The sequence below is a fragment of the Kitasatospora sp. NPDC048298 genome (assembly GCF_043201465.1).
Taxonomy (GTDB): domain Bacteria; phylum Actinomycetota; class Actinomycetes; order Streptomycetales; family Streptomycetaceae; genus Kitasatospora.
In genome coordinates, this window is sequence record NZ_JBICYZ010000036.1 from 24,277 (window position 1) to 45,196 (window position 20,920).

At 75.3% G+C, this 20,920-nt stretch carries 15 protein-coding genes; 5 read left to right on the forward strand and 10 right to left on the reverse strand.

The genetic code is table 11. From position 1 onward, the window contains the following. The coding region (locus ACGF0D_RS25160; protein ID WP_392919841.1) for a GNAT family N-acetyltransferase at positions 1–1,020 on the reverse strand (1,020 nt) is incomplete at its 3' end. A 229-nt stretch (positions 1,021–1,249) separates the two neighbouring features. On the opposite strand from ACGF0D_RS25160, the gene ACGF0D_RS25165 reads away from it, so the two are divergent. Then, positions 1,250–2,524, forward strand: coding sequence for a hypothetical protein (locus ACGF0D_RS25165; protein ID WP_392919844.1), 1,275 nt, complete (start codon positions 1,250–1,252; stop codon positions 2,522–2,524). Then, entirely contained in the window at positions 2,410–3,636 is a 1,227-nt protein-coding gene (locus ACGF0D_RS25170; RefSeq protein WP_392919922.1) for a glycosyltransferase family 4 protein, read from the forward strand. Before ACGF0D_RS25165 ends, ACGF0D_RS25170 begins: the two co-directional genes overlap by 115 nt. Here ACGF0D_RS25170 and ACGF0D_RS25175 read toward each other — a convergent pair. The 4 genes from ACGF0D_RS25175 to ACGF0D_RS25190 form a co-directional block, all read right to left on the reverse strand. Then, positions 3,608–3,970, reverse strand: a complete 363-nt coding sequence (locus ACGF0D_RS25175) for a hypothetical protein (RefSeq protein ID WP_392872484.1) — start codon at positions 3,968–3,970, stop codon at positions 3,608–3,610. The genes ACGF0D_RS25170 and ACGF0D_RS25175 overlap by 29 nt on opposite strands. Positions 3,971–4,038: 68 nt before the next feature. Then, positions 4,039–4,695: a response regulator gene (locus ACGF0D_RS25180; protein ID WP_392872487.1), complete on the reverse strand. Its 657-nt coding sequence runs from the start codon at positions 4,693–4,695 to the stop codon at positions 4,039–4,041. Next, positions 4,680–5,990 (reverse strand): sensor histidine kinase, encoded by a 1,311-nt coding sequence (locus tag ACGF0D_RS25185; RefSeq protein ID WP_392919847.1) that lies wholly within the window; start codon positions 5,988–5,990, stop codon positions 4,680–4,682. The genes ACGF0D_RS25180 and ACGF0D_RS25185 overlap by 16 nt, the downstream gene beginning before the upstream one ends. Before the next feature lie 64 nt (positions 5,991–6,054). After that, a complete protein-coding gene (locus tag ACGF0D_RS25190; RefSeq protein ID WP_392919849.1) occupies positions 6,055–6,999 on the reverse strand; it encodes a DMT family transporter in 945 nt (314 codons plus the stop codon). Positions 7,000–7,104: 105 nt separating this feature from the next. Between ACGF0D_RS25190 and ACGF0D_RS25195 the strand changes: the two genes are divergently transcribed. Continuing rightward, on the forward strand, positions 7,105–7,989 hold the full coding sequence (locus ACGF0D_RS25195) for a LysR family transcriptional regulator (RefSeq protein WP_392919851.1): 885 nt from the start codon (positions 7,105–7,107) through the stop codon (positions 7,987–7,989). A gap of 531 nt (positions 7,990–8,520) precedes the next feature. Then, complete coding sequence (locus ACGF0D_RS25200; protein ID WP_392919854.1) at positions 8,521–9,831, forward strand: carbohydrate-binding protein; 1,311 nt, start codon at positions 8,521–8,523, stop codon at positions 9,829–9,831. Positions 9,832–9,892: 61 nt separating this feature from the next. On the opposite strand, the gene ACGF0D_RS25205 is transcribed toward ACGF0D_RS25200, so the two are convergent. The 5 genes from ACGF0D_RS25205 to ACGF0D_RS25225 form a co-directional block, all read right to left on the reverse strand. Beyond that, on the reverse strand, positions 9,893–12,847 hold the full coding sequence (locus ACGF0D_RS25205; protein WP_392919856.1) for a hypothetical protein: 2,955 nt from the start codon (positions 12,845–12,847) through the stop codon (positions 9,893–9,895). Further along, positions 12,847–14,754: an HSP90 family protein gene (locus tag ACGF0D_RS25210; protein WP_392919859.1), complete on the reverse strand. Its 1,908-nt coding sequence runs from the start codon at positions 14,752–14,754 to the stop codon at positions 12,847–12,849. The genes ACGF0D_RS25205 and ACGF0D_RS25210 overlap by 1 nt, the downstream gene beginning before the upstream one ends. Before the next feature lie 126 nt (positions 14,755–14,880). Then, positions 14,881–15,921, reverse strand: coding sequence for a hypothetical protein (locus tag ACGF0D_RS25215; protein WP_392872508.1), 1,041 nt, complete (start codon positions 15,919–15,921; stop codon positions 14,881–14,883). A gap of 127 nt (positions 15,922–16,048) precedes the next feature. After that, positions 16,049–16,837: a hypothetical protein gene (locus ACGF0D_RS25220; RefSeq protein WP_392919862.1), complete on the reverse strand. Its 789-nt coding sequence runs from the start codon at positions 16,835–16,837 to the stop codon at positions 16,049–16,051. A 198-nt stretch (positions 16,838–17,035) separates the two neighbouring features. Then, positions 17,036–18,478, reverse strand: coding sequence for a glyceraldehyde-3-phosphate dehydrogenase (locus tag ACGF0D_RS25225; RefSeq protein ID WP_392872549.1), 1,443 nt, complete (start codon positions 18,476–18,478; stop codon positions 17,036–17,038). Positions 18,479–18,749: 271 nt separating this feature from the next. Here ACGF0D_RS25225 and ACGF0D_RS25230 point away from each other — a divergent pair, with 271 nt between their 5' ends. Further along, positions 18,750–20,885, forward strand: coding sequence for a UvrD-helicase domain-containing protein (locus ACGF0D_RS25230; protein WP_392919925.1), 2,136 nt, complete (start codon positions 18,750–18,752; stop codon positions 20,883–20,885). The last annotated feature ends 35 nt before the right edge of the window (positions 20,886–20,920 follow it).

Genomic DNA, 20,920 nt, shown 5'->3' on the forward strand with positions numbered 1-20,920 from the left:
ACGGGACTGCGGGAGCGGGGACTGCGGGAGCGGGGACTGCGGGAGCGGGGACTGCGGGAGCGGGGACTGCGGGAGCGGGGACTGCGGGAGCGGGGACTGCGGGAGCGGGGACTCCGGCAGCGGCACCGGGCGGTACGGGCTCGCCACCGGCCGGCCCGCCGCCAAGGCCGCCCGTTCGAACTCCTCGATCCGGTACGCCAGGCCCTCCGGCTCCCCGGCGTCCGACCAGCGCCACGCCTCCGCCCACCACTGCGGGCCGCACACCAGCGGCCGGCCGGCCAGTGCCAGGCACAGGGCGAGCGTGGAGCGGGCGTACTCGTGCACCCAGCCGTCGCAGCCCCGGTAGTCCGCCGTCTCGTCCAGCCGCAGCCAGCGGCCCTCCTGCCCGGCCGTCAGTATCGGCACCCAGCCGCGCAGCCGGTCCTCGACCAGCAGGAGCAGCCGGCCGTCCTCCTCCCGCACCCGGTGCGCGGGGAGTTGGGGCATCCGGGCGAAGGACAGCGAGCGCTTCCAGCCCACCACCCACAGGCCCCGGCGCAGGTAGTAGCGGACCGCCGGCTGCCAGGCCCAGTGCGCCTCCAGCCGGAACCCGGGCAGGCCCTCGGCGGTGGCCGCCGCGTAGACCTCGTCCAGCGCGGCGGCGGCCAGGCCGCGGCCGCGCGCCTCCGGCGTCACGTAGAGGGAGGAGACGGCGAGCTGGCTCGGGCCCTTCGTCCAGTTGTCCACCGCGACGGTGCCGACGACCGTGCCGCCGTCGTCCTGGATCCAGTAGCGGCGCCGGTACAGCTCACCGCCGGGCCACTCCCGCCCGCTCTCCCCCAGCCGCTCCCGCCACCCGCGCTCCGCCTGCGGCGCCAGCCCGTCCGGGTCCACCAGCTCGCCCAGCCCGCCCTCCACCAGGGACGCCAAGTCCCAGAGCGCGAACCGCCGTTCCTCCCCCGGCCCGGCCGCCCGCAGCCGCGGCCCCGCCGCCAGCCGGTCCTGCGCCCGCTCCACCGCCGCATCCCACGACCTCAGCACACGGCGAGGATAGCGGGCCCGTCGGGACGATCAGTAATCCGCCTGCCACCGAACGTCAGCGCAGGCCGGGGGCGTTCGGTTCCCGGGCCGGACGGACCGGCTCGCCGCCCGCGGCAGCGGGCCGGTGCCGTGGACAGGTGCGGCGCCCTGGCGGAGGTAGGGGAAACCCGACCACGGGACTCGACTTGACCGTGCTGACCCCGCCGGCCTGCGGCGATGCAATGAAGGAGTGACGAAACGGGCGTGGTGGTGGTGCGGCGGGTGGCTGGCCGCGGCGGGGTGGGCGGGGGCGTTCCCGCTGGTGTCCGGGCTCGGGCCGCACCGGAGTTGGGGGGCCTGGGCGGCCGGCGGGTACCTGCTCGCGGCGCTCGTCGTGGCGACGGCACGGCGGCGCGGGCCCGAACTGTCGGTGGCGGTCGCGGCCGTCGGGGCGGTGCTGGTGCCGCTGCTCGTGCTGGTGCCGACCGGGAAGGGGCAGAGCGAGGTCGGGGTGATCGAGCGCTCCGGGTCACTGCTGCTGCACACCGGCACGCCGTACCTGGCCGACCCGCAGTCCGTCGAGGAGTACGACCCGTACCTCCCGGGGATGGCCCTGCTGGGCCTGCCCCGGGCGCTGCTGGGCGGTTCGCCGCTGGGTGACGCCCGGCTCTGGTGCGCGGCCGTCTTCCTGCTCTGCGTGCTGCGGACGGTGCCCGCCGGGCGCCGGCTCGGCGCCGCCGCGCTCACCGCCTCGCCGGTGGTCGCGCTGCCGCTCTGCGTCAGCGGGGTCGACCTGCCGCTCATCGGCCTGTGCCGGCTCGCCCTGGTCCGCGCCGCCGAACGGCGGCCGGTGGCGGCCGGGGCGGCGCTGGCCGCCGCCTGCTCGCTGAAGTGGACGGCCTGGCCGGCGCTCGCCGTGGTCGCGGCCCTGCTGGCGGCCGCCGCCGGACGGCGCGCGGCGCTGCGCGGGACGGCCGTCGCGGTGGGCGCGGCGGCGGTCGCGGTGCTGCCGGTGGCGCTGCGCGCGCCCGGGCCGCTGGTGGAGCAGGTGTTCGCCTTCCCCACCGGGCGCGGCCGGCTGGCGACCCCGGCCGCCAGCCCGCTGCCCGGGCGGCTGCTCGCCGATCTCGGCCCGATGGGCTGGTACGCCGCCGTCGGCCTGCTGCTGCTCGCCGGGCTCGCCGTCGGGGCCTCGCTGCTCACCCGCCCGCCACGCACCGCGTCCGCCGCGGCGCACCGGCTGGCCCTGGGGCTGTCGGCGGCCTTCCTGCTGGCGCCCGCCGGGCGGTTCGGCTACCTCGCGCTGCCGCTCGTCCTCGTCCTGCTCTCCTCCTCGTCCTCCGCTTCGAAAGGCCTGCCATGGGCACCACCCTCGTCGTCACCAACGACTTCCCGCCGCGCCAGGGCGGCATCGAGACCTTCGTCCGGGCCATGGCCGACCGCGTCCCCGGTCACGACGTCGTGGTCTACACCTCGGCCGAACCGGGCGCCGAGCGCCACGACGCCGCTCTCCCCTACCCGGTGATCCGCGACCGCGCCCGCGTGCTGCTGCCGACCCCGCGGGCCACCCGCCGGGCCGCGGAGATCGCCCGTGCCCACGGCTGCGACCGGGTCTGGTTCGGCGCCGCGGCCCCGCTCGCCGCGATGGCGCCCGGCCTGCGGCGGCTGGCGCCGGGCATCCGCCGCACCGTCGCCACCACGCACGGCCACGAGATCTGGTGGGCCCGCACCCCGGGCGCCCGCGGCCTGCTGCGCCGGATCGGCCGCGGTACGGACGTGGTGACCTACCTCGGCGCCTACACCCGCGCCCGGATCGCGCCCGCGCTCGGGCCGGACGCCCGGCTGGCGCGCCTGGTGCCGGGGGTCGACCCGTCGGTGTTCCGGCCCGCCGGCGCCGGGAGCCCGGCGACCGCCCCGGTGGTCCTCTGCGTGGCGCGGCTGGTCCCGCGCAAGGGCCAGGACGTGCTGATCCGGGCGCTGCCCGCGGTCCGCCGGGCCGTGCCCGGGACCACCCTGGTGCTGGTCGGCCGGGGCCCGGACGAGGGCCGGCTGCGGGGCCTCGCCCGCCGGCTCACCGAGCCGGGCAGCGTGGTGTTCACCGGCGGCCTCGACCACGCCGCGACCGCCGCGCACTACGCCGGGGCGGACGTCTTCGCGATGCCGTGCCGCACCCGCCGGCTGGGTCTGGAGGCCGAGGGCCTGGGCATCGTCTTCCTGGAGGCGGCGGCCGCCGGCCTGCCGGTGGTGGCCGGCCGCTCCGGCGGCGCCCCGGACACCGTCCTGGACGGTGTCACCGGCGCGGTGGTCGACGGCCGGGCCCCCGCCGAGGTGGCCGCCGCCCTGACCCGGATCCTGCTGGCCCCGCCCGCCGAGCGCGCCCGGATGGGGGCGGCGGGGCGGCGCTGGGCCGAGGAGCACTGGACCTGGGAGGCCTCGGCGCGGCGGCTCACCGAGCTGCTCGACCCCGCCGTGCCCCTGCCCGACGCGGCCGCCCGGCACACCCCGGCCACTGCGGGCGCCCCGGCCCGTCAGGACACGCCGGCCGCTCCAGGCGCCCCGGCCACTGCGGACGCCCCGGCCACTGCGGGCAGCGCTCCGGCCGCGCACGTCACTCCGGCTGCCCCCGCAGGTGCCTGACCAGGCGGGCGATCGCCGGGGCCCCGCCGTTGGCGTGGACGGCCGTCACCCAGTTCCGCGCCTGGCCGGCCAGGTCGTCCCGGCTCGGGCAGGAGAAGCTGAACAGCCAGACGTGGGCGGACAGATCACGCTCCGGCAGTGCCCGCCACTCCTCGCCGCCGGCCTGCGTCAGCATGTCCTGACAGGCCGTCAGCGCCTGGTCGCCGTCCCCGGCCCACTCCTGGCGCAGCCACAGCAGGAAGTTCGCCTGGGCCGTCGTGGTGTCGTCCTTGGTCGCCTCGCCCTTGAGCAGTCGGTTGACGAGCGCGCTCTGCGGTTCCCGTGTCCTTGCCATGACGCCATCGTTCCGGCACCGCGACCGCCCTGACAAGGGGGTGATCCGTCATCCGGCGGGCCGGCCGCTCACTCCCCGCGCAGGTGGGCCAGCACCGCGAGCACCCGCCGGTTGCCCTCCGTCGGGTCCAGGTCCAGCTTCATGAAGATGTTCCCGCAGTGCTTCACCACCGAGGCCTCGGTGATGCTCAACCGGCCTGCCACGGCCTGGTTGTTGAGGCCTTCGGCGATCAGCGCGAGCACCTCGCGCTCGCGCGGGGTGAGGCGGGCGAGCGGGCGGTCGACGGACTGGCCGCGCAGCAGCACCCGGACCACCTCGGGGTCGATCACCGTCTCCCCGCCGGCGACCCGCCGCAGCGCGTCCAGGAACTCCGCGACGTCGCCGACCCGGTCCTTCAACAGGTAGCCCAGACCGGCCGGTTGGGCGCCGGCGGCGGCGAGCAGCCGGGTCGCGTACGGGGTGGCCACGTACTGGGAGAGGACCAGGACGGGCAGGCCCGGGTGGCGCTCGCGCAGGGCGAGGGCGGCGCGCAGGCCCTCGTCGGTGTGGTCGGGGGGCATCCGGACGTCGGTGAGCACGATGTCGGGACGGTCGGCGTCGACGGCCGCCGCCAGCGCCCGGGCGTCGCCGACGGCGGCGGTCACCACGTGGCCGCCGAGGGCGAGGAGTTCGACCAGTCCGGCGCGCAGCAGCACCGCGTCCTCGGCGATCACGACCCGGAGCACGGCACCTCCAGCCGCAGCGTCGTCGGGCCGCCCGTCGGGCTCGTCACCATCAGCCGTCCTCTCAGCAGTGCCACCCGGTCGGCGAGCCCCGCCAGCCCGGCCCCGGCGGCCGGGTCGGCCCCGCCGCGGCCGTCGTCGGTCACCTGGACGACCAGCCGGCCGCGCGAGACCCGCCCGTGGACGGTGATCGCGGTGGCACCGCTGTGCTTGGCGGCGTTGGTGAGCGCCTCGGTGACGGTGAAGTAGGCGGTGGTCTCCACGGGGGCGGGCAGCCGCTCCGGGAGCTCGATGTCGGTGGCCACCGGAATCGGGTGGCGCTGGGCGACCTCGTCCACGGCGGCGGCGAGCCCGTGGTCGGTGAGCACCTGCGGGTGGATGCCGCGCACCAGCCCGCGCAGCTGCTCCAGCGCCTGCCGGGCCTCGCCGCGCGCCCGGGTGACGAGTTCCGCCGCCCGGCCGTCCCGCTCGCGCAGCTCGTACTCGGCGAGCCCCAGGGTCATGCTCAGCGCGACCAGCTGCTGCTGCGCTCCGTCGTGCAGGTCGCGCTCGATCCGGCGCCGCTCGGCCTCGAAGGCGTCGGCCAACCGGGCACGGGATCGGGTGAGTTCGAGCACCTGGCGGCCGAGGTCGTCCTCCCGGGGCCCGAGCAGGAAGCGGGCCAGGGCGACCTCGGCGGCGGTCAGCAGCGCCCCGGCGTAGGCGCAGAGCAGCAGGCCGGCCAGCCCGGCGGCGGTGAACGGCAGGGCGGCGAGCGGCCCGTGGGCGGCGTGCCCGGGGATCAGCATCACCGTCTCCGGCGCGAGCGCCCAGACCACCAGCGGGGAGAGCGCGTACAGGCCGGAGAGCACCAGGAGGACGGTGAAGCCGAGCGCGGCGGCGGCCAGCACCGTCGAGGCGAGTACCGCGTGGGCGAGCTCGCGCCAGGTGGCCCGCTCGCGCAGCCGGGTGCGGATGCGGGCGCGGCGGCCCGCCCCGGGCAGGCTTCGGTGCGGGTCGGGCAGCGGGACCGGCTCGACCAGTCGCAGCCGCCACCGGGCCGCGGTGGCGGCCGGGATGCCCGCGAGTGCCAGGGCGAGCAGCACCGGCAGCCCGATGCCGACCACCGACAGGCCCACGCCGAGCACCAGCAGCGCCGCGAGGACCACCAGCTGCACCGGCCCGAGCAGGGCGCTGCCCAGCAGGTACGCCCAGCAGCGCGGCACCCGGCGGGTGAAGGGGAAGCGCAGCGGGTGCGCCCACAGTGCCTCGCGGACGGACGCGGACCGCCGCTCCCCCTCGCTGCTCCCCTCGCTCACCCGGTCAACCCTAACGGAACGTCGGACGGCCTTTCGGGGCTCCGCCCGGGGCCGCCACCCGGGCCTACGCCGGGGCCTTCGCCCGGGCTGCCTCCCGGGCTGCCTCCTGGGCCTCCGCCCGGGCCCGGCGCGGTCTGGTCAGCGCGACGGCCACGATCACCAGCGCGCCGCCGGCCAGGGCGTTCCAGCCCACCGGCTCGTGCAGGACGGCCGCGCCGAGCGCCGTCGACCAGAGCGGCATCGCGTACGTGACGGCGGAGGCCACGGTCGTCCCCGCACTGCGCACCAGCGCCATGTTGAGCAGGTACGCCAGACCGGTGCCGAGCACGCCGAGCACCAGCAGGGCGAGCGCGGCGCCGGCCCCGGGCCAGTGCGGGACGCCCGCGGCGAGCGGCGCGACCAGGGCCAGCTCGACGGCGGCACAGGTGATCTGGAGCACGGACAGGGCGGCCACCGACTCCGAGCGGCCGGACAGGAAGCGGCGCAGGTAGACGTAGCCGGCGCCGTAGCAGCAGGTGGCGGCCAGGCAGGCCAGCGCGCCGGTCGTCGCCCCGGCACCGAGGCCGCGCCAGACCCCGAGCACGGTGAGCACGCCGAGGAAGCCGAGCCCGAGTCCGGCCAGCCGCCGGGCGCCCGGGCGGCGCTCCTCGGGGACGGTCAGCACCGCGAACAGCAGGGTGAACAGCGGGGTGGTCGCGTTCATCACCCCGGCGAGCAGCGAGCTGACCCTGGTCTCGCCGAACGGGAAGAGGGTGAACGGCACGGCGTTGAGCAGCACCGCCACCACCGCCGAGTGGCCCCACAGCGCCCGGTCGCGCGGGACCCGCTCGCCGCGCACCGCGAGGATCACCCACAGCGCGGCCGCGCCCAGCAGGCAGCGCCACAGAGCCACCCAGAGCGGCGGCACCCCCGCGTCGACCGCCACCTTGATCAGGGCGAAGCTCGCGCCCCAGATCGCCGACAGGGCCACGAAGCCCGGCAGCCAGCGCCGCATCCCCACCACCTCCATGTCCGACTCCCGTGTCCGAGTCCGTGCCATCAGCTGGACAGAGACTGGCCCGGCGCCGCACCATGAGTCCAACAAGTGGCATTGCACTCGCGATGAGGAAGTCTCATGGCCTCGGACGTCAACCTGGCCCAGCTCAGGGCCCTGGTCGCGGTCGCCGACACCGGCGGCTTCGGCGCGGCCGCCGACGAGTTGGGCATCAGCCAGTCCGCGGTCTCGCACGCCGTCGCCGCCCTGGAACGGGCCCTCGGCGCGCCCGTGCTGTGGCGCGGCAGCCCGTGCCGCGCCACCCCACTGGGCGAACAGGTCCTGCCGCACGCCCGGACGGCCGTCGCCTCGGCCGCCGCCGTCCGCGCGATCGCCACCCGGCACTCCGGCGGCCTGACCGGCACCATACGGCTGGCGGCGCCGACCACCGTCTGCCAGGCACTGCTGCCCGGACTGCTCAAGGACTGGCGGGCGGCCCACCCGCAGCTGACCGTCCGGGTCTTCGAGGGCGAGGACGACGAGCTGGCGGCCTGGCTGGAGGCGGGCACGGTGGACGCCGCCGTGCTGGTGGACGCCGGCCGGCTGCCGCCCGGGGCGGTCGCGCTCGGCGCCGACTCCATGCACGTGCTGCTGCGCCGCGACCACCCGCTGGCCGGCGAACCGACCGTCCACGTGGCCGAGTTGGAGGACGACGACTTCCTGCTCTCGGAGGGCGGCTGCGAGCGCCACGTCCGCGAGGCCTACCGACGGGCCGGGGTCCGCTTCACTCCGCGACACCGCATCCGCGACCTGAACACCCTGATCGGCATGGTGCACGCGGGCGTCGGGGTGTCGGTGATGCCCGCGCTGGCGCTGACCATGCTCCCGGCCGACTGCGTGCTGGTCCCGATCCGCCCCGCCGTCCACCGGACGCTGACGCTCACCGGGCCGAGCGGCCGCCCGTGGTCCCCGGCGGTCAGCGGTCTGCTGGCGGGCGTGGGCGCGGACCTCGTCGGCAGGACCTGAGGGGCCCCGCCGCCAAGGCCGGAGCGGGCCCCGCCGTCAGGGCCTGACCGAGCCCCGCCGTCAGGGCCGGAGCGGGCCCCGCCGCCAGGGCCTGATCTGCCGCAACGGCTCCCCACCGGTCGCGTGGATTCACCCGCGGCTGACGGGGCTCCCGGCGACGGGGAGGAGCGGTGGGGCGGAATGCGCTGATCCACGCCGTTTCGGCGCCCCGGCCGTTGCCGTCACCCCTATGCCGCCGCAGGACCACCTGAGGTCGTGCAGCCCCGCCCGTTCGGCCTCGGGGGCAGAAGTCCGGCCGCGCCCAGGTCCTCCAGCGCCATCTCGGCGTCGTCGGCGGCACCGCCGAGCATGCCGGTCGGCCGGACGCGGCTTGACCCTTTTGGGGTTGACCGCCCTTCGTGACAGGTCTATACCAGTGAGGGCCTTCGGCAACCACCCGCCGCCGACGGCCCGTTCGGCCGGCACGCCACCCCCACACCCGGCGTGACCAGGCCCGCCCTCCCCCACCGCCGTGTCCTGGAAAGGCTTCCGATGGAACGCGCTCTTCCCCCACACCGCACCCCACCCGCGCCGCGGGAACGCCGCTCCCGCCGCTCGCGCCGCTCCCGCCGGGCCGCGCTCGCCGTGGCGGGCGTGCTCGGCCTGGTCGCCGGCGGTGTCGCCGCACTGGCCGGCACCGGCTCCGCCGCCGCGGACACCACCGGCCCGGCCGGCGCTGCCGCCGGAGGGCTCGGCAGCAACTGGTACGCCTCGGCGCCGTACCTGATGCCGGAGGACAACAGCCCGCCGGACGCCGCCGCCGTCATGGACGCCACCGGCCAGAAGGCCTTCCAGCTGGCGTTCATCCTGGCGCAGGGCAACAGCTGTTCGCCCGCCTGGGGCGGCACCTCCTCGATCGACACCGACACCACCATGCCGGGCGTCATCCAGACCGTCCGCGGCAAGGGCGGGGACGTCTCGGTGTCGGTCGGCGGGTACGGCGGCACCAAGCTGGGCCAGGTCTGCGGCACGCCCGAGGCGACCGCCGCCGGGTACCAGAAGGTGATCACCAAGTACGGCCTCAAGGCGATCGACTTCGACCTGGAGGAGCCGGAGTACGAGAACACCGCGGCCATCCACAACGAGATCGGCGCGGCACGGATCCTCCGGCAGAACAATCCCGGCCTGTACGTGTCGATCACCACCGCCGGCACCAACGCGGGCACCGGCTGGTTCGGCACCCAGATGCTCAACGAGGCCAAGTCGCAGGGCTTCACGCCGGACAACTACTCGATCATGCCGTTCGACGGCGGCTTCAACGGCGCCGCGGCGCAGACCGACGCGCTGGTGAAGTTCAACCAGATCCTGCAGACCACCTTCGGCTGGAACGAGGCCACCGCGTACGCCCACGAGGGCGTGTCGATGATGAACGGCCGCACCGACGCCGCCGAGTACTTCCACCAGTCCGACTTCCAGACCATGCTGGACTTCGCCACCGCACACGGCCTGGCCCGCTACACGTACTGGTCGGTCAACCGGGACCGCCAGTGCGCGGGCAACGTCGACCCGGGGCTGTCCGGCTCCTGCTCCAGCGTGGTGCAGAACGACTGGGACTTCACCAGGTACACGGTGCGGTTCGCCGGCGCGACCCCGCCGACCACGCCGCCCACCACCCCGCCGACGACTCCCCCGACCACCCCGGGCAGCTGCACCGCCCCGGCGTGGAGCGCGAGCACCACCTACAACGGCGGCGCCAAGGTCTCGTACAACGGGCACGACTACCACGCCAAGTGGTGGACGGTGAACGAGGTGCCGGGCGCCGGCGGCCAGTGGGGCGTCTGGGCCGACGACGGGCCCTGCTGACGGAACGGCCGCCGGTGGGGGGGGGGCCCGGGCCCCCGCCCCACCGACAGGACGCGGGGCGTCACTCGCCCGCGAACTGCTCCCGCAGGTCCGCCAGGATCTCCGCGGCCTCCGGCAGACCGGCCGCCTCGCAGCGCGCGATGCCGGCCGTCAGCCGGGCCACCGCCGCGTCCGTGCGGCCGAGGTCGCTGCCCTCGATCAGCGCGGCCAGCCGGACGGCCTCCGCCCGCGGCGACTCGGCCTGCCCGCCGCCCGCCTCGTACTCCGGGATGGCCCGCTCGACCTCGGCCAGCGCCTCCTCGTGCCGCCCGGCGACGGCCAGCGCGCGTGCCCGCTCGTAGTGCGAACCGCCGCGCAGGTACCAGGAGTTGTACTCCATGCCGGCCCGCTCGGCGGCCTCGCCGAGCGCGTCCGCCTCGGCCAGCAGGGCGAGCGCGGCCGACAGCCCCTCCGCGCCCTTCACCCGCGTCGTCAGCCGCACCAACTCCCGCAGGGTGGCTGCCAGTTGGTCCACCTGGGGGGCCTTGCCGTGAGCCTCGCGGGCCCGGGCCAGTGCCGCGTCGGCGGCGTCCCAGCGCTCGGCCCGGGCGAGCGCCACGGTGGCCTCGCAGGCGACCATGGTGTGGGTCTCCTGCTCCTCCCAGCCGGCCACCTGGTCGGCCAGCCGCAGGTACTCCTCGGCGGCGTCCCGGTACTCCTCCAGCTCGGACAGGCCCCGGGCGAGGTCCAGCCGGGCCTGGGCGAGCATCCGGCCGTCCAGCCGGGCCGCCGACGCGTCCAGCAGCACCGACTCCAGCACGGCCACCGCGTCCGCCGCCCGGCCGGTGTCGCGCAGCACGTCGGCCAGCTGCAGGCGCACCTGGGCGGCCTCCTCGACCGCCTCGGCGCCCTTGCGGTCGTAGCGCGCGGCCGCCTCCGACAGTGCGCGGACCGCGCCGCCGAGGTCGCCCACCCGGAGGCAGGAGTGACCGAGCATCATGTACGTCGGCGCGAACGGGTAGGAGTCGTCGCCCCAGCGGACGGCCTCGGCCAGCGCCCGGTGGAACACCTCGACCGCCTGGCCGGGCTCGTCGCCCTGCAGCAGTACCTGGCCCAGCAGGCCGAGCACCCGCGGGGTGTGCCAGGGCAGCTCGGCGGCGTCCAACCGGCCGAGCACCTCCCGCAGTTCGGTCTCCGCCTCGGCCAGCCGGCCCGCCCGGGCGGCGGCGTCCGCGATGTACTGCCGGGAGGTGGCGGCCCGCCGCTCGGAGCCGAGCTCCACGGCCGCCCGCCAGTACGCCCCGACGGCCGCCTCGAAGCGCTCGGCCACCTCGGCGGCGGGCTCGGGCAGCGTCTCGACCAGGTCGTGGTGGGCGGCGTAGGCGCGGGTCTGCAGCACGATCAGGTAGTCGTCGTCGGTCAGTTCACCGCCGGTGCGCAGCTCCTCGGCGCGGACGAGCGCCGCGTCGAGCGCCGCCCAGTCGGGCCTCCGGGCGCCGCTGCCCTCGCCGTCGCCGTCACCCTTGACGTCGCCGTCGCCGTCGCTCTCGTCCAGGTCCGCGATCAGCGTCCGGGTGCGGCACATCAGCGCCGACCCGGCCAGCCCGGCCTCCTCGAACAGGTCGGCGGCGGCCAGCAGTCCGGCCTTGCCCTCGGCGTACGCGTCGCGCTGGAGCGCCTCGTGGGCGCGCTGCTCGGCGAGTTCGGCGCGCAGCCGCCCGGGACCGCCCAGCTCGGCACTCTCCGGGTGGACGAAGCCGGCGGCCTCGACGCGCTCGGCGACCCGCTTCCACAGCCGGTCGGAGTCCGGGTGGCCGAGCACCTCCAGCTCGCGGGCGCGCAGCACCAGGGCGGTGAAGTCCTCCGGCTCCGGCTCGACCGCCCGGCGCGGCGCGGGGGCGACGGCCGGGGCGGCGGACAGCCCGGGCGCCGCGGCGGCCCGCACGCCCAACGCCAGCGGCTCGGCGAGCAGCGGCTCGACAGCCAGCCGGGCGCGCCGCGCGGCGCCGACCGCGTCGGTGCCGTTGCGGGCGTCGAAGCGGGCGGCCAGGGCGTCGGCCTCGGTGCGCACGTGGACGAGCAGGGAGTCCACCGTCCAGGTGGTGCCGGCCGAGCCGCTGACCGCCAGGTCACCGTGGCCGGTCCGGGCGAGCCGACCGAGCAGCACCTCGACGCCGGTCAGGAAGTCCAGCAGGGCCGCCGGCTCCCCCGTGACGGCGAACAGGCCGCGGTTCTCGGCGAGCAGTTCGAGGCCGCGCGGCTCGTTGCCGGACAGCGCGCAGAACTCGACGTGCAGGCCGAGGGCGCTCAGCATCGAGGCCTTGCCGCGGGAGTTGCGGTAGCCGGCGAGGTGGCCGGAGACGGCCTCGTCCAGCCGGCCCTGGCGCAGCTGGGCGAGCAGCGCGGTGGCCTGGCTGAGGTGGGGCTCCTGCTCGCAGCCGCTGCGGCCGTCCAGCACCGGGGCGAGCACCTCCAGCGCCCGGGCGTCGTCCCCGGCGGCGATGAGGTGCCGGGCGCGGGCGCGGGTCTCGCAGGCGTGGCAGTCGCTCAGCTCGGATCGCAGGCGCGCCGCCCACAGCTCGTAGGCGTCCTGCACCCCGATGCCGGTCTGCACGGCCAGGTGGTAGCGCTGGGCGTAGTAGGGCTGGAGGTCGTGGCCGGCCGCGCGGTAGCGGTCGCGCAGTTCGGTGTGCCAGCGCCGGATCGCCGCGAGCGGGACGTCCGGGGTGTCCTTGAGCGCGTCGGCGACCCACTTGAAGCGCCAGAGCACCTGGTGCCGGGCCCATTCGCCGAAGCCGTCCGGGTCGGTGTCCCAGAGCTTGAGGATGCGGGCGAAGACGACCGGGCTCTTGCTGCGCTCGCCGTCGTACTCGTAGGCCTCCATCAGTTCCAGCAGGGCCATCGAGCGGACCCCGGTGTCCTCGAACTGCTCGGCGGCGTCGACGAGTTCCTCGGCGGTGACGGTCCTGGTCCGGCCGTACGGGCGGGCGTCGTTCTCGCGCAGCGCGGCCATCACCGCGTCGGTGGTGTCCAGCATCACGCCTCCTTCTCGCCGTCGGACTTCTCGCCACCGGACTTCGCGCCGCCGGGGGAACCCGCCGCGCCGGCCGCCTCGTGGCCGAGCATCGCGTGGTCGAGCAGGCTGATGAACGAGCGGTTGAGCAGGGCGGACTCGCTGGCCTTGAGCGGCCGGCGGGTCATCAGCACGGCCTGCCCGTACAGCGCCTCGACGGCGGTGACGGCCAGCTCGCGGCTGGTGACGGTGGCGGCGCGGCGCACCAGCGGATTGAGGTGGTTCAGCACCAGCTGGGCGCGGGGCGCCTCGGCGCGCAGCGAGCCGAGGATGTCGGCCCACAACCCGTCGGCCTCGTCGGCGAGTTCGGCGCGGGTGCGCTCGTGCCTGGCCTCCCGGTTGTCGAGCAGCAGGGCGGGCGCGTTGGTCGGGTGGAAGCTGCGCAGCGCGACGTCGCAGTCGAACCGGCCGACCACCTCGCGGGCGATCGCCAGGAAGGCGTTGGCGGCCAGTTCGGCGGCCGGGTCGACGGTGTCCAGGTGCGCGGTGACGGTGCCCGGGTCGAGGTCGGAGACGGAGACCCCGGGGCGGATCTCGGGCAGCCGGTGCACCAGGTCGTGGTCGTAGGTGTAGCCGCCGTTGACCACGCCGAGTCCGGCCGCGCCGGCGATCGGGGCGACCTGCCGGAACTCCTCGACCGTGCGGGTCACCAGCACCACCGGGTGGCTGCGGGCGAACTCGTCCAGGGTGACGTTGCCGTCGGTGGTCTCGAACGGCAGCCAGGGCAGCATCATCCGCAGCAACTCGTCGTCGTAGCGGGCGAGTTCCTTGACGGCCAGGTGATGGACGGACAGGAAGCGGTGCAGCAGGGCCGGGTCGCTCGCGGACAGGCCGGTCAGCCAGTCGCGGATCCGGGCGCCGAGCGCGTCGCGGACGGCGGCCAGCGTCTCGTCGGCGTACAGGCCCTCGCGGGACGCGGTGGGGCGCAGCCCGTCGGTGTCGACGACGCAGCGGACGAAGAACGCCCAGTCCGGCAGCAGTTCGTCGGCCTGGTCGGAGAGCAGCATGCCCTTGAGGTGCACCCGGTGGCCGTTGCGGCGCGAGGGCGGGGCGGCGTCCGGCAGGACGTACGCGACGCCGCGCAGGCCGACCAGCGGCAGGTCCAGCTCGATGGTGTCGAGCGGGGTGAAGTCGAAGGCCGCGCGGCAGTACTCGGTGAGGGCGTCGCGCCGGGCGATCGGGGAGGCGTGGCGCTCGGCCCACGGCGGGGTGCGGTTGATCCGGTGCTCGGTGCCGTTGCCGTCGATCACGGTGACGTCGTGGCGCAGCAGGCTGCCGAAGTCCCGGGCGAGGGTGACGACCCGGCCGGGGCGGGTCCACTCGGCGGCGTCGGCGCGCGGGGCCAGCGTGACGGTGGTGCCGGGCTCGGGCTTGGCCGAGGCGGGCAGGGTGCGGATGGTGTAGCTGCCGTCGGAGCTGCCGCGCCACTCGATCGCCGGGGCGTCGGGGGTGGCGGCGGAGCGGGTGACCACGGTGATCTCGTCGGCGACCACGAAGCAGGCGAGCAGGCCGATGCCGAACTGGCCGATGAAGTCGCCGCGGGCCCGGGCCAGCCCGGCGCCGTCGAGCCGGCCGTCGGCGTCGCGCTTGGAGCTGCGGCCGATGGTGGCGAGGAAGGTGTGGACGTCCTGCTCGGTCAGGCCGATGCCGGTGTCGGTGACGGACAGCTCGTCGTCGGCGCGGACGGTGATCCTGGCCGGCGCCCCGGGATCGAGGGCGCGGCGGGCGGAGATCGCGTCCACGGCGTTCTGCAGCAGCTCGCGCAGGTAGACCCGCGGGCTGGAGTAGAGGTGGTGGGAGAGCAGGTCCACCAGGCCGCGCAGGTCCACCTGGAAGGTGTGCGCACTCGTCGGGTTGTCGGTAGGGGACACCGGAGGCTCTTTCGATCGCGGGGTGGATGACGGTGGATGACGGTGGATGACGTGGTCGACGGGTGACGGGCGGGTGCCGTGACAGGCAGGTGCCGTGACGGGCGGGTGGCGCCGACGGGGTACGGCTCAGCGCCAGTACGACGTGCAGCGGTCCCGGTGGGCGCGGAAGGCCTTGACCGGATCGCGCGACACGTAGTGCCACGGCGCCTCGGTCACGAAGCCGTCCAGCGCCTCGAACAGCAGGCGTGCCGTCTTGGGCTGGTCGGCGAGGGAGAAGGCCATCGCGAAGGCGTTGAAGCTCGTCTGCCAGCCGCGCACCGGCGTGAAGTCGGGGTGCAGGACGGACCGGAAGGCCGCCTCCTGCAGCTCGCCGACCACGGCGGGGCTGGTCAGGTACGCGCGGTCCTCGCCGTCCGGGAGGGCCAGCCAGTGCTCCAGGTGCGCGAGCGCCACCAGCTCGCCGAGCTGGCTGCCCTCGGGTGCGGCGAGCATCGCGGTGCGGGCGAACTCGTGCATCTCCTCGTGCGAGCCGCCCCACTTGGCGCTCAGCTGCTGCAGCCGGGCGCGGTGCGAGCCGGCGTTCCCGGGCGCCCGGCGCACGGCGGCCTCGAAGCGGACGGTGGCGACGTCCGCGCCGAGCGAGGCCCCCATGGCGCTCGTCTGCAGGAAGCTCCAGGGGGCGTGCCAGGACGGCTCGCGCTCGGCGGCCTCCAGCAGCTGCTCCTCGGCGGTGTCCAGCCGCTCGTGGAACACCTTCCAGCGCTCCTCGGTGACGTCCTTGGCCCGGGCGCTCGTCCTGGCCTCCCAGCCCCAGACGACGTGCCGGGCGCCGGACAGCACCAGCAGCAGCGCGTCGTCCGGGGTGTCGGCCAGCGCGCGGGCCGTCCACTGCTCGACCCTGGGCACGTCGGATATCGCCCCGACCAGGAAGGACAGGTCGGCACCGTCGGCGGCGGCCAGCACGGGGCGCAGCGCGGGCCAGTCCCCGGCGGCGGCCTGGCGGAGCGCCAGGCGGACCGTCTCGTCCCCGTACGTCGGGTCGAGCCGCGGCTCGCCGGCACCGGCCGCCGCGGGCGATCCGGTGCCCCGGCGGCCGAAGCCGAACCCGCGCCGCCCGGCTCCGTCCTGCGCGCCCTCCCCACCGGAGCGGCGTCGGAACAGCGGCATGTCTGGCCCCCTCGAACGTCATCGGTATCTTTCGCATGGCCGCACTGTGACCACGAGAAGGTACATATCACGGCCGACTGACATCCGTTTGCCCAGCCCAGCGCCCTGCGCGTGCGGGGAGGGGGCCTCAGCCCGCGGCGAGCCCGGCGTCCGGTGTCCTCCCGGCCTGCGCCTGCTCGATGCGCTGCACCAGCATCACCGCGAACCGCCGGGTGGCGGCCACGTCCGCCGGACCGCCCTCACTGGTCACGCTCGCCACCACGGTGCCCGAGCGCACCACGATGCCGACGCCCTCGCCCTCGGCCAGCGGCCCCTGGAAGGCCTGGCTCTCGCTGCCCAGCGCCGGGGTGTCGACCTTCCTGAACGGCCCGGCGGCGTACGAGGCGTAGTTCTCCTTCAGCCGCTGCGCCGCCGCGTCCCGGCTGGGCAGGGTGTCCACCAGGAAGCGCACGACGACGTCCCCCGAGGAGTACCGGACCGACCCGCTCAGCGGCTTTCCGGCGCAGGAGGCGGCCGCGGCACCGGTGCAGGTGACCTTGTGGTCGGCGGTGTCGACCCTGCGCTTCTCCTCCTCCCACCCGGGCATCGCCTTGCCGTCCGGCAGCACCTGTCCGACCACCTTGTCGTCCAGCAGCGCCGCCTCCAGGTCCCCGTGCGGCGCCTCGGCGGCCGGGGCGGGCGCGGGGGCCGACGCGGAGGCGGCCGCCGGGAGCCCGGTGGGGGCGTCGGCGGCGGCCGGGGCGGACCCGGGGGCGGCCACGGCCGAGGCGGCCGTGGGCGCCGCCGACGCCGGACCGGACGCGGCCGAAGCCGCCGTCCCGCCACGGCTGTTCGACCCCCCGGAGGAGCACCCGGCCAGCACACCCGTCAGCACCCCGGCCGCCGCCACCGCGGCGAGCACCCTCCGACCAGCCATCCCCGTCGCCTCCCCAGTCCTGTCAGTGACTGCTCAAGATAGCCGCAGCCCCGCCCCCGAACGCCGGTGGGGGGGGGGGCGCGGGGGGGCCCCCCCCCCCCCCACCCCCCCCCCCCCCCCCCCCCCCCGGGGGGGGGGGGGTCCCCCCCCCCCCCCCCCCCCCACCGCACTGCCGTGCCGTCCTGCCCTACCGGTGGATCAGACCGCCGGAACCGGGAAGGTCGGGTACTCGACGCCCGAGATGTACTGGACGACCCGGATCACCTGGCACGAGTAGCCGAACTCGTTGTCGTACCACAGGTAGAGGATCGCGTTGTCGCCCTCGACCTTGGTCGCGCCGGCGTCCACGATGGAGGCGTGGCGCGAGCCGATGAAGTCGCTGGAGACGGCGTCGGGCGAGTCGGTGAAGTCGATCTGGCGCTTCAGCGGGGAGGTCAGCGAGACGTTCCGCAGGTACTCCAGGACGTCCTCGCGGTTGGTCTCCCGCTTCAGCTGGAGGTTGAGGATCGCGATGGAGACGTCCGGCACCGGGACGCGGATCGAGCTGCCGGTGATCTTCGCCTCGAGGTCCGGCAGGGCCTTGGCGACGGCCGAGGCGGCACCGGTCTCGGTGATCACCATGTTCAGCGGCGCCGAGCGGCCACGGCGGTCGGCCTTGTGGTAGTTGTCCAGCAGGTTCTGGTCGTTGGTGAACGAGTGGACGGTCTCCACGTGGCCGCGGACCACGCCGTACTCGTCCTCCATCGCCTTCAGCGGCGGGACGATGGCGTTGGTGGTGCAGGAGGCGCAGGACAGGATCTGCTCGTCCGGCTTGATCGTGTCGTGGTTCACGCCGTGCACGATGTTCGGGACGTCGCCCTTGCCCGGGGCGGTCAGCACGACCTTGGCGATGCCGGGGCGCAGGTGCTTCGACAGACCCTCGCGGTCGCGCCAGCGGCCGGTGTTGTCGATCAGGATCGCGTCCTTGATCCCGTACTCCGTGTAGTCGACCTTGGTCGGGTCGTCGGAGTAGATCACCGTGATCTCGTTGCCGTTGGCGATGATCTTGTTGTTCGCCTCGTCGACGGTGATCGTGCCCTGGAACTGGCCGTGGATGGAGTCACGGCGCAGCAGCGAGGCGCGCTTGACCAGGTCGTCGCCGCCGCTGTTGCGCACGACGATGGCCTTCAGCCGCAGGCCGTTGGCCGAGGCCTTCTCGACCAGCAGCCGGGCGACCAGACGGCCGATCCGGCCGAACCCGTACAGCACGACGTCCTGCCCGGACCGGCACGCCAGCTTGTTCTCGCCGGTGGCGCCGACGACGGCCTGGGCGGTGAACTCCGCCACCGACAGGCCCCGGTCGTCCGCCTTGTAGGTCGAGGCGAGCATCCCGAGGTCGATCTGCGAGGGGCCGAGGTCCAGGGCGGTCAGGGCCTCCAGGAACGGCATCGTCTCGGTGACCGAGAGCTCCTCGCCGGCTATCTGCCGGGCGAAGCGGTGCGTCTTGAGGATGCTGACCACCGACTTGTTCACCAGGGACCGGCTGTGGAGCAGGACGGTGACGTCCCGCTCCCGGTGCAGGCGCCCGATGATCGGGATCATCGACTCCGCGATCTCCTCGCGGTTCTTCCAGTCCGTGAACACGTCGTCGTTGACAGTCACAAGTCCATCTTTCGAGCTGAGGGTGTTGCCCACATGGTAGCTTCGCCCGCCCGCGCCCCGACCGCCGGTCCCCGCCCGGCCCTCCCCGCCCACGCCCCCGACCTGCGTTTTCGCCCCGCCTCCACCCCCGAAGGTGATCACCGCCACCCCGCAGGGGCCCCCACCGGGCGGCCCGCCGCGAGTGATCACCGGGGCCAGTACAGTGAGGCGCACTGCCCGGCCGCGCGGACGGGCCGGGAGCGCGAGGGGGGCCGGGGTGGCGACGCTGGGCATGCACCGGGACTTCCTGATGGAGTTCGCGGCGCTGGAGAAGCCGGTGCAGCGGCGGGTCTTCGAGACCTTCGAGAAGTTCACCGCGGCCACCCACAGCGGCGTGCACCTGGAGAAGCTCACCAACCAGCGGGACCCCCGGATCCGGACCATCCGGATCACCGACTTCTGGCGCGGGGTCGTCCTCAAGGCCGACCGGGGCGACGGCTACCTCCTGCTGAAGGTCCTTCCGCACGACAAGGCCAACGACTGGGCCACCAAGCACCGGGCCTCGGTCAACGCCGCCACCCAGGGCGTCGAGATCCGCAACGACGTCGCGCTGGAACGGGCCTCCCGGTCGCTGAGGGTGCTGGCCGCCGACGAGCCCCGGAGGCTCTTCGCCGACCGCTCCGACAAGGTCCTGCGCAGCCTGGGCGTCGACGAGGAGATCCTGCCGATCATCCGGCTGCTCCCCGACGAGGCCCACCTGGAGGCGCTCCACCGCGTGCTGCCGGAGCAGCAGTTCGACGTCCTGATCGGCCTCGCGAGCGGGATGGAGCCGGCCGAGATCGACCGTGAGATCGTCCAGGCGTACGCCCGGGCGGCCGCCCCCACGAGCGTCGAACAGCCCGCCGGCGGTCTGGTCTCGGCCATGGCCCGCGCGCGCGGCCGGGTCGCCCTGGTGTCCGGGCCCGAGGAACTGCTGGAGATCCTGGAACGCCCCTTCGACGCCTGGCGGATCTTCCTGCACCCGGCCCAGTACCGGGTCGCCTACCGGGAGTCGTACAGCGGGCCGGCCCGGGTGACGGGTGGCCCCGGGACCGGGAAGACGGTGGTGGCCCTGCACCGGGCGTACCACCTGGCACGCCGGTTGCCGCAGGACGCGCCTGACGGATCGATTCTGCTGACCACCTTCTCCGAGGACCTCGCCGCGGAGCTGGAGCGCTGCCTCGCACTGCTCGTCACGAACGAGCGGATCCTGGCGAAGGTCCGGGTGGTCACCGTCGACGCGCTGGCCGAGGAGGTCCTGCGGCGTTCCCCCCGCGGCGCCCCGGCGAAGGTCCTCTTCCAGCAGCACGCGGTCCTCGCCCGCTGGGGACGGGTCGCCCGTCGGCTCGGCGCCGGGTTCACCGACGTGTTCCTCGACCAGGAGTGGCGACAGGTCGTCCTGGCCCAGGCGATCGAGAGCCACGAGCAGTACCTGCGGGCACCGCGCTCCGGACGCGGCAAGGCCCTCGGGGCCGCGGAGCGGACCCGGCTGTGGCGGGTGGTGGCCGCGTTCGAGGAGGAGCTGCGCCAGGCCGGGGAGTTGACGTTCCTCCAGGTCTGCGCGCAGGCCGCGCGGGCCCTCGACGAACGGGACGCCCGCCCGTTCCGGCACGTGGTGATCGACGAGGCGCAGGACCTGCACCCCGTCCAGTGGCGTTTCCTGCGCGCCCTCGTGGCCGTCGGGCCGGACGACCTGTTCCTCGCCGGCGATCCGCACCAGCGGATCTACGGGAACAAGGTCTCGCTGCGCTCGCTCGGCATCCAGGTGGTCGGCCGTTCCTTCCGACTGCGGATCAACTACCGGACGACGCAGGAGATCCTCAGCTGGTCCGCGTCCCTGCTCACCGGCGAACGCCCGGACGACATGGACGGCGGGGAGGACTCGCTGGCCGGCTACCACTCGACCCTGCACGGCGCGCACCCCGAGGTGTTCGGCCACCCCGACCAGGCCGAGGAGATCCGGGCCCTGGTCGCGCGCGTCGAGGAGTGGACCGCCTCGGGCGTGAGCCCGGCGGACATCGGAGTCGCCGTGCGCACCGCCCGACTCGGCCGCGACATCGCCCGGGCCCTGGAACGGAGCGGGACGCCGGCCCACCTGCTCGGCGGCGCGCCCTCCCCCGGTGTCCGGGTCGGGACCATGCACCGGATGAAGGGACTGGAGTTCCGCTGCGTCGCCGTGGCGGGCGTGAGCGACGGGATGCTGCCCATGCCCAGCGCGGTCACCCCGCAGGACACGGACCCGCTGCAGCACCGCGAGGACCTGGACAGCGAACTGAGCCTGCTCTTCGTGGCGTGCACGCGCGCACGGGAAGCCCTCTTCGTCTCCTGGCACGGGGCGCCCAGCGACTTCCTCGAACCGGTCGTCCCGGCGCACTCGCCCGCCCGGTGACCCGCGCGGCCTCGGGACTGCGGGACTGCGGGTGA